General features: G+C 63.6%; 11 protein-coding genes and 1 pseudogene. 6 read left to right on the top strand and 6 right to left on the bottom strand.

Annotated elements, in window-relative coordinates; all coding sequences use genetic code 11:
- Positions 1–8: 8 nt before the first annotated feature.
- The 4 genes from HTIA_RS14420 (at position 9) to HTIA_RS14405 (ending at position 5,290) form a co-directional block, all read left to right on the top strand.
- Positions 9–1,004 (top strand): ABC transporter permease, encoded by a 996-nt coding sequence (locus HTIA_RS14420; protein WP_008524923.1) that lies wholly within the window; start codon positions 9–11, stop codon positions 1,002–1,004.
- A 3-nt stretch (positions 1,005–1,007) separates the two neighbouring features.
- A complete protein-coding gene (locus tag HTIA_RS14415) occupies positions 1,008–2,066 on the top strand; it encodes an ABC transporter ATP-binding protein (protein WP_008524922.1) in 1,059 nt (352 codons plus the stop codon).
- Complete coding sequence (locus tag HTIA_RS14410; RefSeq protein WP_008524920.1) at positions 2,059–3,144, top strand: oligopeptide/dipeptide ABC transporter ATP-binding protein; 1,086 nt, start codon at positions 2,059–2,061, stop codon at positions 3,142–3,144. The genes HTIA_RS14415 and HTIA_RS14410 overlap by 8 nt, the downstream gene beginning before the upstream one ends.
- Positions 3,145–3,304: 160 nt before the next feature.
- Entirely contained in the window at positions 3,305–5,290 is a 1,986-nt protein-coding gene (locus HTIA_RS14405) for a beta-galactosidase (protein ID WP_008524919.1), read from the top strand.
- A gap of 13 nt (positions 5,291–5,303) precedes the next feature.
- On the opposite strand, the gene HTIA_RS14400 is transcribed toward HTIA_RS14405, so the two are convergent.
- On the bottom strand, positions 5,304–6,218 hold the full coding sequence (locus HTIA_RS14400; RefSeq protein WP_008524917.1) for a hypothetical protein: 915 nt from the start codon (positions 6,216–6,218) through the stop codon (positions 5,304–5,306).
- 85 nt (positions 6,219–6,303) lie between these two features.
- A complete protein-coding gene (locus HTIA_RS14395) occupies positions 6,304–7,122 on the bottom strand; it encodes an aldo/keto reductase (RefSeq protein ID WP_044951355.1) in 819 nt (272 codons plus the stop codon).
- Between the two features lie 91 nt (positions 7,123–7,213).
- Here HTIA_RS14395 and HTIA_RS14390 point away from each other — a divergent pair, with 91 nt between their 5' ends.
- A complete protein-coding gene (locus HTIA_RS14390; protein WP_044951418.1) occupies positions 7,214–8,425 on the top strand; it encodes a glycoside hydrolase family 88 protein in 1,212 nt (403 codons plus the stop codon).
- 69 nt (positions 8,426–8,494) lie between these two features.
- On the top strand, positions 8,495–10,456 hold the full coding sequence (locus HTIA_RS14385; RefSeq protein WP_008524914.1) for a DUF2264 domain-containing protein: 1,962 nt from the start codon (positions 8,495–8,497) through the stop codon (positions 10,454–10,456).
- A 47-nt stretch (positions 10,457–10,503) separates the two neighbouring features.
- On the opposite strand, the gene HTIA_RS14380 is transcribed toward HTIA_RS14385, so the two are convergent.
- The 4 genes and pseudogenes from HTIA_RS14380 to HTIA_RS14370 form a co-directional block, all read right to left on the bottom strand.
- Positions 10,504–12,042 (bottom strand): FGGY-family carbohydrate kinase, encoded by a 1,539-nt coding sequence (locus HTIA_RS14380; protein ID WP_008524913.1) that lies wholly within the window; start codon positions 12,040–12,042, stop codon positions 10,504–10,506.
- Positions 12,043–12,047: 5 nt separating this feature from the next.
- A complete protein-coding gene (locus HTIA_RS14375) occupies positions 12,048–12,695 on the bottom strand; it encodes a class II aldolase/adducin family protein (RefSeq protein WP_008524912.1) in 648 nt (215 codons plus the stop codon).
- Positions 12,696–13,275: 580 nt separating this feature from the next.
- Positions 13,276–13,404: pseudogene (locus tag HTIA_RS16030) on the bottom strand (IS1595 family transposase); the annotation flags it as partial.
- Positions 13,405–13,689: 285 nt separating this feature from the next.
- Positions 13,690–15,462 (bottom strand): transposase, encoded by a 1,773-nt coding sequence (locus HTIA_RS14370; RefSeq protein ID WP_049816617.1) that lies wholly within the window; start codon positions 15,460–15,462, stop codon positions 13,690–13,692.
- Positions 15,463–15,658 lie beyond the last annotated feature (196 nt).

Raw genomic sequence — 15,658 nt, 5'->3', positions numbered from 1 at the left:
GAGCACACATGTCCGATAACACTTCAACTTTCGACTCCGCGGGCAGTTCGGACTCGCAAGGCGTCGTCCGGTCGCGGCGAGACCTTTACCGGGAGCGCGCCGACCGGTACCTCCTGACCCCGTTGCGGGTCATCTGGAGCGACTGGCGTACCCGGATCGGGACGTTGATCATCCTGTTCTACGTCTTCGTCGCGACCGTGCTGACCCAGGTCGTCCCCGAATCTAAGGGTGGCGGCCCGGGATCGCCACGATACGCTGGCATTCTCGAGGTGCCCGGCTATCCGCTGGGGACGAACGCGAACGGCGAGAGCCTGCTACCAAAACTCGTCCATGCGACGCCGCCGATGCTACAGATGATCATTGCGGGTGCCGTCTTCTCAACGGTGATTGCGACCGCGCTGGGCACCGTGTCGGGATACAAAGGTGGCCTGGTGGACACGGTGATTACGACCATCATGGACATTGCGATGACTATCCCCGGTCTCCCGCTGATCATCCTCGTGGTCGTGATCTTCGAACCCGAGAGCCCGTACCTGATTGGCGTCTTCCTCGCGATCAACGCCTGGGCGGGGCTCGCCCGACAAATCCGGTCGCAGGTCCTCGAGTTGCGTGATAAGTCCTATATCGAGGCCTCCCGGATCATGAACCGGCCATTGCGTGCGATCATCACTGACGACATCCTCCCGAATATCATGCCTTTTGTGTTGATCAGCTTCGTGAACACGGCCCGAGGTGTGATCTTCGGGTCGGTCGCCCTGTTCTACCTGGGCGTCTTGCCGGTAAGCTTCCCGAACTGGGGGATCATGCTGAACAACGCCTACTCGACCGGCGGTGCGCTGTACTCCTGGGATTCTCTATACTGGATCCTCCTCCCGATGATCACGATCGTGATGCTGTCGTTCGGCCTCGTGTTGTTCTCTCAGGGAACCGAACGCCTGTTCAACCCCCGGATTCGGGCGCGTCACGCATCATCTATCGACGAGACGGCACCAATGGAGCAATAATCCATGCAAGCACAATCAAGCAAGAAGTTCGGCGTCTCGGACCCGATCTTCGAAGTACGGAACGCGTCGATTACCTTCGACATGGACCGCGGGGAGTCCAAAGTGATGGACTCCGTCGACATGGATATCGAACGTGGCGAGATACTCGGCGTCGTCGGCGAGTCCGGATCCGGAAAGTCGATGTTCGCCTCGGCGTTGCTCGACGCCGTCCCCGAACCCGGGGTATTGCTGGGAGACATCACGTTCCACCCCGAGTCCGGCGAGGAGATCGATCTTCTCGATCAGAGTGAACGCGAGATCAAGCAGATCCGCTGGGAGCAGATCGCGATGGTGTTCCAGGGCGCGATGAGCTCGTTCAACCCCACGATGACCATCGGAGCACACTTCCGGGAGACGCTGTCCGTCCATGGATTCGACGTCGAGGAGGGGATGGAACGCGCCGAAGACCTCCTCTCCCAGCTGTATCTCGAAGCCGATCAGATCTTCGACTCGTACCCACACGAACTCTCCGGCGGGATGCAACAGCGCTCGCTGCTCGCACTCTCGCTGGTATTAGAGCCGGAAGCCCTGGTCATGGACGAGCCAACTGCGGCGCTGGACCTGCTGATGCAGCGTTCGATCATCGAGTTGATTCGCGAGATCGGCCGCGAGCGCGATCTGACGATCGTGTTTATCACCCATGACCTGCCGCTGGTCGCGAACCTCGCCGACCGCCTCGGGGTGCTCTATGCCTTCGAGTTCGTTGAGGTCGGCCCGGCTTACGAAGTGCTCACCGGCTCGAAACATCCCTATACGCGGGCGCTGCTCAACTCGACGCCGAATCTGGACACGCCACGTGAGGAGATGAAACCCATTGAAGGCAAGAGTCCGGACCCAGTCAACGTCCCGAAGGGATGTTCGTACCACCCACGGTGTCCCCTCGCCGACGAGACGTGCGTCCAGGTGGATCCCGAATTCAGTACCGGCAACGGTGATGACGACCACCAGGCGAAGTGCCACTACATAGATCAGACCCGCGCGGAGATCCCGCTGAACCTCACGGAGGTGACCCACAATGAGTAGCGAGAGCGAACACGTCGTCTCGATGACGAATGTCGAGGTCCACTTCGAGACCGATTCGGGCATCTTCTCCCGTAACACCGACGTAGTTCAGGCGGTCGACGGCGTTACTCTCGACGTCGAGGAGAACGATGTCGTCGCGCTGGTCGGCGAGAGTGGCTGTGGCAAGACCACGCTCGGGAAGACGGCGATCGGCGTCCAACGGCCCACAAGCGGCAGCGTTACTTACAAGGGTCAGGACATCTGGGAGGCCCGCGACTTCGGCGGCGACGCCGATATTCCCTTCGACGAGATCCGTCGCTCGTTACAGATCATCCACCAGGACCCGGGTGCGTCGCTCAACCCGAACAAGACGGTGATGCACACTCTCAACGTGCCCCTCCGGATCACGAATCCTGGGATGGACGCCTTCGATCGGCGTGAGCGCATCCACGAGATGCTCTCCCGCGTCGGGATGGAACCGCCGCAGGACTACGCCAATCGCTTCCCACACCAGCTTTCCGGCGGCGAGAAACAGCGTGTGGCACTCATCCGCGCGCTGCTGATGAACCCCGACCTCATCCTGGCCGACGAGGCGGTATCGGCGCTGGACGTCTCTCTGCGGATCGACATGATGGACCTCATGCTCGAACTTCAGGACCAGTTCGACACCTCCTATCTGTTCGTCAGCCATAACCTCTCGAACGCGAGTTACATCACGGGGAAGGCCGATGGTCGCATTGGCGTCATGTACCTGGGCGAGCTCGTCGAGGTGGGGCCGATCGACGAGGTCTTAGAGAACCCACAGCACCCCTACACGAAGGTACTCATGTGGGCCGCGCCGAACCTTGATCCCGACGCGGATGCTGAGGCCCGCTCGCCGCTCCGGAAGATCGACATCCCGGATCCGCGGAACCCACCGACTGGCTGTCGGTTCCACACCCGGTGTCCCGAAGCTCGCGAGGTCTGCAAGCAGCGTCCGCCGGTGACCGAGATGGACGACGAGGGCGATCATCGGGTCATGTGTTATCGGGCGCTCGAAGACCACGAGTACTGGGACAGCCCGGAAATCGAGGACGAAGCCGACGACATGCCACGGTGATCGGCTGCTCGACCGGGTGTGTGTCGACTCGCCGTCGCGTTGAACTCCACGGGACGGCACCCTGTGTCGTCCAGGGCTGTTCTCGATAGGTGCTTCGGACGATCGATCACCAGGCCACGTGACGGAAACACTTTAGCGACTGGCCGGAGAGCCCTGGAGTATGTCGATCGGAGTCTGTTACTTTCCGGAGCACTGGCCGCGAGATCGCTGGGAGGAAGACGTCCAGGAGATGGCCGACGCCGGCCTAGAGTACGTCCGGATGGGCGAGTTCGCCTGGTCACGGATCGAACCGCAGCGAGGGGAGTTCGATCTGGAGTGGCTCGAGGCCGCTGTCGACCTCGTGGGCGAATACGGTATGCAGGCCGTCCTGTGTACGCCGACCGCGACGCCGCCGAAGTGGCTGGTCGACGAGCGCCCGGAAATCCTCCAGGAAGAAGCCGATGGTACCGTCAGAGACTACGGCAGTCGCCGCCACTACTGTTTCAACTCGCCGGCCTACCGCGAGGAGACGCGTCGAATCGTCTCGAAACTCGCCAATCACTTCGCCGACAATCCGTACGTCACCGGGTGGCAGACTGACAACGAGTTCGGCTGTCACGGGACGGTCCGGTGCTACTGTGACGACTGCGCGACGGAGTTTCGCGACTGGCTCCGAGACCGCTATGATTCGATCAACGATCTCAACGAGACGTGGGGGACGACGTTCTGGAGTCAACACCTCACCGGCTTTCACGAGATCGACCCGCCACGTGAGACGCCCGCCGGTCACCATCCCTCCCGTCTCCTGGAATACCATCGATTCGCGAGCGACAGCGTCGTCGCCTACAACCGCTTGCAAGCTGACATCCTCCGGGAGCACAATGACGAGTGGTTCGTGACGCACAACTTCATGGGGCAGTTCCCCGATCTGGACGCCTTCGACGTGGCCGAGGACCTCGATCTGGTTTCCTGGGACTCCTACCCGACCGGAAGTGTGCAGGCGAAGGAGAACCCGACCGTCGACGAATACCGGGCGGGCGACCCCCGACAGGTGGGGCTGAGCCACGACCTCTATCGGGGCGCGCTCGGCAAGCCGTTCTGGGTGATGGAACAGCAGCCGGGCGACATCAACTGGCCGCCCCACTCTCCTCAACCCGCCGAGGGAGCGATGCGGCTCTGGGCCCACCACGCGGTCGCCCACGGTGGCGACGCCGTCATGTACTTCCGCTGGCGGCGATGTCGGGAGGGCCAGGAGCAGTATCACGCTGGCCTCCGGAAGCAAGACGGCTCACCGGATCGCGGCCATGCCGATGCGAGCCGGGCCGCTGAGGAGTTGTTTGATCTCGAACCAGTCGATGCGCCGGTGGCTCTCTTACACCGCTACGACGATCTCTGGGCGACCTCGATCCAGCCGCATTCGCCCGACTTCGACTACTGGGACCACGTCGGGACGTATTACCGGGCGCTGCGCCGCCGGGGCGTTCAGGTCGATGTGATCCCTCCTGATCGGGATCCCTCGGGATACGCGGCCGTCGTCGCCCCGTCGCTGCATCTTGTGGCCGACGATCTTGCCGACCGCCTGGAGTCCTACGTCGCCGAGGGCGGCCACCTCTTGTGTGGGATCCGGACCGGCGAGAAGGACCCGTACAACAAGCTCCCTGACGCCCCCCAGCCTGGGCCGCTGGCCGATCTCCTCGGGGCGACCGTCGACCGCCACGAGACGCTCCCCGCCGACTTCGAGACGCGTGTCACCTACGACGGCGATACCTACGACTACCGGACGTGGGCCGAGCGGTTCGATCCTGACGGGGCCACGGTTCGTGGCGAGCACACCGGGGCAGTCGACGGGACGCCCGCCATCGTCGAGAATGAGCAGGGGGCGGGATCGGCGATCTGGAGTGGCGTCTGGCCCGGCGCTGACCTGGCCGACGCGCTGGTCGAGTCGTTGCTCGTGCGGGCGGACGTCGAACGGACACCAGTGCTTCCCGACGGCGTGGCCGTGGCCGAACGCGACGGATACGTCTGGGTGACAAACTTCACCGGATCGCCGGTGTCAGTGGACCTTCCAGCCGGAACGGAGTGGATCGTCGGATCGAATCCAATCGACGGCTTCGACGTTGGGGTGACCGACGCCGGGCTCGGGGCCATCACCGTCGATACGGACTGACAGAGCGGCGTTCCTATCCCACCGTGAGGATCGGCGGCTGCCTGTCGGCGGGTCGGCTCAGATGGCGTCGAGCGAGATGTCGGTCGCCCCTCGGGACCCCCTTGGCCAGTGTCCAGGTCTCGACGTGTTCGACGGCCTCGCCCGGCTCGACGGTTCGAAGCGGGCCGAGCGTCTCCAATTCCAGGATCTCCCCGTCAGTGTAGACCTCCGCGCCACAGCCGCGGTCGGGATACGTCCCGGCCGGATCGACACTGACGTCCTTCCGGAAGGCATGGCCGTCGTTGACGTAGGCGACCCAGGCGTCGCCGGCGGACGTGCCGATCTTCAGCGGCCCATCGGAGTCGGTCTCCTGGGCGACGAGGACCCGCTCCTCGCCGTACGCGAGGCGATTGTCCCCCGGCGTGGTGTACGGCCAAAAGGTGATCGACCGGTCGGGCAACAGGCTGTCCTCCTCGGCCTGCGGGCTGAGCGGGATAACAGCCGTTCCGCCCGGTTTTAGAACACTGAGTCCCCACGGCGCGAACTCGACGGGCCAGACGCCGCGGTTGGTCAGTTCGTGGGTGATCTCGACACTCGCCCCCGATCCCATCCTGACCGTGATCGCCTTCTCGATCCCGGTTCCCTTGTCGGCCCCGCGCCGGAGGGCGACCCCGTCGTCGATCACCTCGGCGTCGATCGGTTCGAGGTCGGGCTGGTGAGTCCGTGGGGCGTACTCCGGCCCGTGCCAGAGCCGATGACCGCCGACTAGGGGCCACTCCTCGCGGGGCTCCGGGAAGACGCGGAACTCGTTTCGAGCACCCTCGAACCCGAAGCGGGCGATCCGCGGGCCGACCGTCGTCGGGGCGAGCAGTTCGATCGTCCCGTTCGACACGTGGACGGCGTTGATCCAGCGCTCGTCGGTGACCTCTTCGACAGTAACGTGACTCATGGTTCTCCGTGGTTCGATCCCACAGCGGACCCAACCGCCAGCAAGCGCATAAGACTGCCGGACCAGAGGCGGCACCGTCCCGCCGCTAGGCGAGCCAGGGTGAATCGTCGCGTTCCACGTAGCGCTCCCGGCGGTCGATGTCGTCGATGCGCTCGATGTCTGCCTCGTCGAGGGTGAGATCGACCGCGCGCATGTTGTCACGGATGTGTGCCTCGCCCCTGGCTTTCGGAATCACGCTGACGTTGTCCTTCGAGAGGAGCCAGGCGATCGAGACCTGTGCCTCGCTCACGCCGTGTTTCTCCGCGATCTCATGGATCACGTCACTCTCGAAGACATGACCGCGCGCAAGCGGCGAATAGGCGATCAGCCGGATGTCGTGTTTCTGGGCGTACCCGAGGACCTCGTCCTGGTGGCAGAACGGGTGCATCTCCATCTGGAGCGTGAGCGGCGGCTCCTCGAGCACCGACAGCGCTTCGTCGAGGAGATTTATCGAGTAGTTACTGAGTCCAATGTGGTCGATGACTCCGTCGTCCTTGAGCTGCTCAAACGCCGAAAGCGTCTCCTCGGTATCGTATTCGAGCACCGGCCAGTGGACGTAGAGAACGTCGAGGTACTCCAGGTCCATCCGCTCACAACTCTTTTTCGCTCCCTCGATCACCCCGTCGTAGTCCAGTCCGAACTTCTCGGCGTGGACCTTGGAGGCGACGACGACGTCGTCGCGGTCAACGTCCGCCGCGTGGATCCCGCGACCGACACTCTCCTCGTTCCCGTAGTAGTGGGCGGTATCGACGTGCCGGTACCCTATCTCGAGTGCCGTCCGGACGCTGTTGGCGCACTCCTCCGGATCGGTGTTTTGCCACGTCCCCAGTCCGATCGCCGGGAAATCGTTCTCGGATAGCTGCATCACCTGATTGCACAGTAACTGGAGCATTAGTTTTTGGGAAGTCTCCGTCCCCTCGACGGCTTTATGAGTGGAGGGGTACACCACGCAGGTGATGCCCCGGGCACCATCGGTACTTGCAGCGACAGTGACCGACGAGGGCGTTCCCGAGCGATACGCCGAGCGCCCCGCGATCGAACACGCCGACCTGGAGACGCGGTTGGCCGACGCGGTCGACCGGATCGACGACAACGTCGACCAGTTCTACGACCGGTTCCCGGCTCCCTCCAGCACAGATCTCGTCTACCAGCCCACGGACAACGCCGATGGGTGGACCACCTCGTTCTGGACCGGGCAGTGCTGGCTTGCCCACGAGGTGACCGGCCGCGAGCGGTTCCGTGACGCGGCCGAGACTCAGTTACGAACGTTCGACCGACGGCTCGAGTCGGGCAACGTGCTGACGCACGACCTGGGGTTCCTCTATACGCTCTCGGCCGTCGCCGGACACAAGGTGACGGGAAAAGATCGGTACCGGGAGATGGCTGTCACGGCTGCCGACTACCTGGCCGACCGATTCTGGGACGCCCCGGGACTGATTCAGGCCTGGGGCGACCCCGACCGACCCGAGGACGACGAGTGGGTCCACGGCCGGATGATCGTCGACACGATGATGAACCTCCCACTGCTGTTCTGGGCCAGCGAGATCACGGGCAACGACGCCTACGCTGCCATCGCCGAGACCCACGCCAGGACGAACGCCGAGCACATCGTCCGACCGGACGGGTCGACGTTCCACACCTTCCAGTGCGACGTGGCGTCGGGCGAACCGCTGGGCGGGGAGACCCACCAGGGGTACGCCGACGACTCTTGCTGGGCGCGCGGGCAGGCGTGGGCCATCTACGGCTACGCGCTCGTGGCCGAATACGCCGACGAGCCGGCCTACGCCGAGCTCTCTGCCAAGCTCGCCAACTACTACCTTCACCGCGTCGAGGCTGACCACGTCCCCCGGTGGGACTTCGACGCGCCGGACGATGACGAGGTGCGGGACACCTCCGCCGCCGCCATCGCGGCCTGTGGGTTAATCGAACTCGCTTCGGTCCTCCCGGTCGCGGACGAGCGCGCTGATCGGTACCGCAACGCTGCCCTGGAAATGCTCGACTCACTGGGTGCACACTACGCGGCCGATCCCGGGCGATCGAACGGCCTGCTCACCGACGCCGCCTACGCCCGCGGCGACGGCGACTACAACGAGTGCTGTGTCTGGGGTGACTACTTCTACGTCGAGGGGCTGGTCCGCGCGACCGAGAGCTGGCGCCGATACTGGTAGCGTAGCGAGGCCGACGGTCCCACCGTCTTCCCCACGGCTTTATAGGTCGCTCGGGCAAACCTCCGGACGATGCATCCGCTCGACGGTAACCCCCTGGAGAGCCGTACGGACCTGCAGGAAGCGGTCCGGTCGTTGCTGGCACCGCTAGAACGGTACGCGAGCCCCGGCGGCGCGAGAGTCCGGCCGGGCGTTTCTGGCGCGCACTTCCCGGCGGGGGAGGCGGAACTCGAGGGGTTCGCGCGACCCCTGTGGGGGGCGGCCCCGCTCGCGGCGGGCGGCGGTGCGTTCGATCACTGGGAGCGCTACCGGTCGGGACTGGCCGCCGGGACCGATCCGGCCCACGAGGAGTACTGGGGCGAGGTGACCGACCACTCTCAGACGGCCGTCGAGATGGCCCCGATCGGCGTCGCGCTCGCGCTGGCGGGCGACGAACTCTGGGAGCCGCTCTCGGTCGACACACGGGCGGCGATCGCCGACTGGCTGCGTGGGATCAACGACGTGGACGTCCCGGACGGCAACTGGCGGTTCTTCCGCGTGCTCGCCAACGAGGGGCTCCGAGCGGTCGAGGCGGACCCGGACGACGAACAGGTGTGCCGGGACCTCGATCGCCTCGAATCGTTCGCCCTACAGGACGGCTGGTACCGTGACGGCCCCGAGGGTGCCTGTGACTACTACACTGCTTGGGAGCTGCACACCGACGGGCTGGTGTACGCGACGCTGGCCGGGGACCGCGACCCGGAACGGGCCGACCGGCTCCGCGAGCGCGCCCGGGCGTTCGCCGGCGAGTTTGATCGCTGGTTCGCCGCCGACGGGAGTGCGCTGCCGTTCGGCCGGAGTCTTACCTACCGGTTCGCACAGGGGGCGTTCTGGGGGGCGTTGGCCTTCTCCGGCGTCGAGGCGTTCCCCTGGGGCGAGCTGAAGGCGCGGTGGCTCAGGCACCTGCGCTGGTGGGTCGAGCGTCCGATTTTCACCGCTGATGGCGTGCTCTCGCTCGGATACGCCTACCCGACGCTGAAGATGACCGAGCCCTACAACTCCCCGTCCTCGCCGTACTGGGCGATGAAGTTCTTCCTCCCGTTGGCACTCGACGCCGACCACCCCTTCTGGCAGGCCGAGGAGCGGGTGCCGGACCGGCCGAACGGTGTCGCCACCCAGCGGCCGGCGGGGATGGTGATCCAGCCCGACGGCGACCAGGTGTGTGCGCTCTGTGCCGGCACGGACGGGGCCGATCCGGAAAAGTACAACAAGTTCGTCTATTCCACCCGGTTCGGCACGAACGTGGCCGACGGGAACGATCGGTTCGGTGGGGCGCCCGACAGCACGTTCCTTCTGAGCGACGACGGCGAGCGGTTCCGACGGCGCCGGCGGATCGTCGAAAACGGGGTCAGCGACGGTGTCGTCCACTCGCGGTGGGAGCCCTGGGACGACGTCGCGGTCGACAGCTGGCTCGCGCCGGCCCTGCCATGGCATGTCCGCCTCCACCGCATCGAAACGGACCGTGAGCTGATCAGCGTCGAGGGCGGGTTCCCGGTTCCGGCGGACGGTCACACGGACGCCGCCGGGGAAGGAACTGCGGTCGCCGCGACCGGCGTCGGCGACAGCCTGCTTCGAGCGCTCGAGGGGGCTCGCGAGGCTGCGGTCGAACTGCAGTCGCCGAACACGAACCTGCTCTTCCCCCGGACGGTCGTCCCGACGCTGTCCGGCGAGCACCCCCCGGGCACGACGTGGCTGGCGACGGCCGTCCTCGGCGGCCCCGCGGGAACCGCTTCCGGGCACTCCAGAGCCGACCCAATCGAGGACACCGGCACGGATCGGTGTGCGCCTGCCAGCGACGGGACGGCCGCGCTCTCCCACGCGTGGGGCTACCCGCCGGCGACGGTCAGCGGTGGTGGCGACGTCGTACCCGATCCCGACGTTGCCGGCCCCGTGTACGACCGGAGCGGCACGGAACACGTCCTTACCTGGACCGACGGCGAAACCCTGTTGCGGATCGACGCGAACGCGCCCGCCGGTGGCATCGACAGCCAGTAGCGTCGGCGCGACCAAAAAAGACGGCCCGACGAAAAAGATGACCGCCGCTATAGCTCCGTCAGCCGGTGCATCTCGTCTTTCGTGTTCTCGTAGAGGCGCTTGTAGATGTCGTAGTACTCCTCGTAGGTCTCGTGGGTCTCGGCGTCGGGCTCGTAGACCTCGCCGGTCTCGGTCCAGTCGGTGATGGCGTCGTAATCGTCGAACAGTCCGGTGGCGACCCCGACGAGGTAGGCGTCGCCCAGCGGTGCGCCGACGCCGCCGGCTGGGACTTCCATTCGCCGGCCGGTGACGTCCGCGAGGATGTCCATCCAGAGCTCAGAGTTCGAGACGCCGCCGACGACGCGGGTCTCGTCGTTCAGCGGCACGCCGATGTTCTTCGCGACCTCGACGTTGTGCCTGAGGCTGTACCCGCCTGCCTCCATCAAGGCCCGGTAGAGGTGCTCCTTCTCGTGGTATAGCGTCAAGCCAACGAACATCCCGCGGGAATCGGGGTCCCAGATCGGCGAGCGCTCGCCCTTGAAGTACGGCAGCGCGACCAGCCCCTCCGAGCCCGGCGACACGTCCTCTGCCTTCATGTTCAGGAGTTCGAAGGGGTCGATGTCGGCGAGTTCGCCCGCCTCGACCTCGGGGCCGCCGAACTCTTCCTTGAACCATTCGATGAGCCCGCCCGTCGTCGCCGACCCGCCGAAGGTGTAGACTTTTTGCTCGCCGTTGGCTACGTGGGGGAACGAGACCAGTTCCTTCGCGAGCCCGTCGCCGTCGTGAACGGTCCCCCAGCACGTCGAAGTCCCCATCATGCTCACGTTGTCCCCACGTTCGAAAGCCCCCGCGGCCAGCGTCGCCATCGGCGCGTCGACGCCGCCCGCGATCACCGGCGTCCCTTCCTCGAGACCACACTCTTCCGCGGCCTCGGCGGTCACCTCGCCGACGATGTCGTCGGAGGCGACCAGCCGGTCGGGGAACTTTTCAGTCGAAATCCCCAGCATCTCGCAGGCTTCCTCGGACCACTCTAGGGCCTCCAGGTCGAAGACACCGCCGACGTTGCCGGCTGAGGAGTAATCGACGGCCAACTCGTCGGTCATGACGTACTCGACGTAATTGTTCGGGGGGACAAAGTTCTCGATGTCTTCCCAGACATCGGGTTCGTTCTCCTTGAGCCAGAGGATCTTGGTGTACCCGAAGTACGAATCGACGTAGTTGCCGGTGATCTCGAAGAGTCGATCGAGGTCGACGTTGTCCTTGACCCACCCGACCTGGTCGGTCGCGCGGCGGTCCATCCAGATCAGACAGGGGTAGACCGGCTCCCCGTCCTCGTCGATCGGAACGCCCGCGCCGCCGTAGAGGCTAGAGATGCTGATCCCCCGGATGTCGGCGGGATCGACCTCGGCGTCGTCGATGGCTTGCTGGATGGAGTCGTAGGTCGCCTCGACCCAGACGTCGGGCCACTGCTGGGCCCAGGAGGGTTCGGGCTGTTCGACTTCGTAGCCGGCATTGCCCGTGCCCAGCACCTCGCCCTCCGGCGAGACGAGGATCGTCTTCGTGCTGTTCGTCCCGATGTCCGTCCCCACGAGGTATTGTCCGTCCATCGGAATCACTCCTGGCCGTAGCCCTCGAGATACTCCTGGTTGAGGCGTTGTGCTTCCTCGTCGGGGATCTCCTCGGGCGTGCCCAGGTCCTCGGCGATCGAGGAGATCTTCGCGCTGTGTTCGATGTGGAGTGCGGCCTTCAGCGCGTCCCCGGGTTCCTTGCCGGCGGCGAACAGGCCGTGGTTCTTCATGAGCAGGCCCTGGAACTTCCCCTCGCCCGTGTGCTTGGCGAACTCCTCGCCGATGGCCTCGGTCCCCGGCGGGACGTAGTCAGAGACGGGGATCGACTCACCGAAGGTGTCGGCGAGTTCCGTCACGTAGACGGGGAGTTCCCGGCCGGCGGCCGCAAAGGCCGTCGCGTACGTCGAGTGGGTGTGGATGATCCCGCCGAGTTCCTCGTTCTCCCGGTAGATGTGGAGGTGTGCGCCCGTGTCGACCGAGGGCTTGAGATCGCCTTCGACCACCTCGCCGTTCATGTTGACGACGACGAGATTCTCCGGCGAGAGTTCGTCGTAATCGACGCCACTGGGCTTGATCACGACGCGATCGCCCTCGCGACCGCTGACGTTGCCGCTGGTGCCTCTGACGAGGTCGTTTTCCGGCAGTGCCATCAGCGTCTCGTAGACCGTCTCTCGTAGACTTGCCAGTGTCATGCGTATACGTAAAACGGTTCGCCCGTGTGTTATAATATCCCTTTGATAATGATCGCCGTGGCCCCGCTTGCTAGTTACAGAAAATATATTCAACACAATTGTACATAGGGTAAATTTTATAAGGTTCTATGCTTTACGACGAACTGGATCATCAGGTGTCCGTAGCTGTGCTGAGTTCGCGACTGACTTACCACTGTGGGAAGTGTCTTCGTCTGGACACTTGTCAGGGTCTACCGCTTTCCCACGACAGTCGCCGTACGTCTGTCGTCTGTCACGCATCTCGACACGGTCCTTCGGCCCTGATGAATCCACCCCCTGCCCCGAGAAGCGGACGGACCCGGTCGGGATCGTGCTGTCCGGTCGCACCAGTCATTGTCCCATCAGTGATGTAGTAACCCCCACTTGTAAGCGATGAACGATGTCCGTTCGCTTTTTCCTCTTCGATATCGTCTACGGGATCGGATCAACCACGTCCGCCATCGCAGTGGCCTGATTCGTGACGCCGTGACGCCGACTTCGAGCTGTTTCGACCCGTATCGTATTTTTCGGTTTACTCTTAGGCAAGCGATTATTGGTGGCGTCATCGCGTCGTTTTGAGGATAGTTTTGAGCGCTTCGTCGCCAGGTTTGCGGTGGACGCATTTTCGAAGCAGTAACGCTCTAAGGTGATGTGTGAGTTTGTCTTTGGAGATGCCTTGATGCGGCGAGAGCTACCGTCGTGCCAGCGTGAATTCTGTCGCGATTACGCATTTCAACCCCGCTATACCCGCTATAGTCTCATCTTCCCCCAACCTGACTGTTTGGCATTTCTACAAGCGAAACGAGGGGATCTCCGACGGTTCAGGAGATCGAACAGATTGGGACAACGGAGCCGGTGAGAGAATTACTAGTTTGGTGACTATTGGATCACGAATTGACCAGGGATCGGGCGGAAACAGCACTCAGGAGATACAGCTGTCGCTCACGGGATTTGCTTACTCGGAGAAGGATCTCGGCTAGTCGGGTGGGTCGAACAGGCAGAACGCCACCAACTCGATCAGTTCGCCTGCGAGAATCGGCGGGTGGTCACCGAGATCAACATCCACCGCGTCCCGGAGGATGAAGTTCGCCATCCGCCACACGTTGTACAGCAGCGACCCAATCACGAAGTACAGGAACCGAATCCGGAAATCCTTCGACGCCGACGTCGGCAGGAAGTGCTTCTTGATAGTCTTGTATTCGTTCTCGATCTCCATCCGCTGGCTGTACTGGCCGAGCAACGCTTCCGCACGGTGATGGTCCACGTGCTCGTTGATCGTGAACACCGCGTACTTGTCGCCGTCCTTCTTCGATGGCGTGTACACGTACGTCATCTCGTGCTCACGTCCATCGAACGTCTGCGACCCATGCACGATTCGACTATCGTACGCCTCGTGCTCCTGGATATCCTCGATGTGGTCTTGGTCAACCTTCGCCCGCGCCGGTTTCCCAAGCACATACAACTGCTCGCGCTGGTCGATAACATCACGCGTTTCGAGGCTACTGAACCCCCGGTCGAGGAACACCTTGTGAATGTCCACGTGACGGGACGCCTGCTCCAACAAACTCTCCACAATATCCGCACGCGATGTCCGCTCAACGTCCCACCCCATCTCTTTCTCCCACTTCCGCTGATCGCGTACTGGTTCCACACCGAGGACAATCGGCGTGTTCTCCGCGATAATCGTGATCGTGGCGAACTTGTACCCGCGCTCATCGCTATCCTTGAGCCCAGACACCAAATCCGGATGATCAGGGTCTAACAGTTTCTCCTCCCCATCGATTGTCACCTCGATAGGGGTCTTGTCGGACGTCCGCGCGTCCTGCTCGGATATGAACGGCGACGCATAGAAGTTCCACGCCGTGATGTCAATCGCTGCATGCACCGGCTCAGTGAAGCCTGCCTCGGCGTAGTCCTCATCGGTCAGCTCATCGAGGATGTTCTCCACGCCCGCGTGGAACGGCTCTAAGACCTCGTCCCGAATCCGTTTCCATTCCGGCGTCTGCTGGCCCGTCACGAATTCGTCGAACGTGAGCTGGGACTCCGGCTTGGCAACCTTCTTCATCGTGCGGTTGTGCGAGGAGCCGTGTGGGACGGTCTTCCGTTCGCTGAGTCGGGCGAACCGTCGTGATGCGGTCGTCGTCCCGGCACGGGACATGTTCAGGTAGCCTTGCCGCTCGAAGTACGCTTCCAGCGGGTACGTCGCGTTACTGGCGCGATCCGCGCTGAACTCACTGAACCCGAGGTCAGTCGCACGCTGGACTGCATCCATAATCTCGGCTTCACTGACTTGGTCGTGCTGGACGTCTTCCGGTTCAAGCGCCGGTTCATTCGACTGGATGACGTCGTGTTCGCCACAGACGGTCCGAATCACGTCCGCAGCGTCCTTCAAGAGGCTGCGTTCTGCCGCGTTGAAGCGGTTGCGCTTGTTGTGACTGATGATCTGCTGGGAGATCGGCTGGTCGAAACCGAGACGCAGATACACGTACGCAGCCCCGCGCAGCCGGCGTGCGACCTCGGACTGATTCAACTCGCGGGCGTGCTTGTAGAGGAACAGCCGCACCATCGGTTCCAGGTCGAACTTCGCGCGATCAGGGTCATCGTACCCCCTGAACCACTCCTCACGGATGTCGAGGTTCGTGATGATGCGCGTGATATGGTCGTGGATGTGGCAGAGGTCCTCTGTCTCCGCCTCGATGGCGTCCAGGAATTCCTCACGGGACGGATCATCAGAGTCAGGAGTGGTCACCGACTCCACCACCGTTGCACCCGGCGTCGGTGAGTCCTACCGAGGTGGATAGGCACGGACGCGTGGCTGCCTGACTGCGTCCGGTGCGTGACCGGTCCGGGCAGGAAGCCGAGCATGACGTACCAGAGTGGTACTTTGATTCGAACCATATTCTCGTGGGTGTCGTTTCCGGATTTCCGAATAAGCGTACGAGCTA

The sequence above is a fragment of the Halorhabdus tiamatea SARL4B genome (genome assembly GCF_000470655.1).
In the GTDB taxonomy this organism is placed as follows: domain Archaea; phylum Halobacteriota; class Halobacteria; order Halobacteriales; family Haloarculaceae; genus Halorhabdus; species Halorhabdus tiamatea.
The sequence above is the reverse complement of the archived record's forward strand: the minus strand, read 5'-3'. Positions and strand labels throughout refer to the sequence as shown.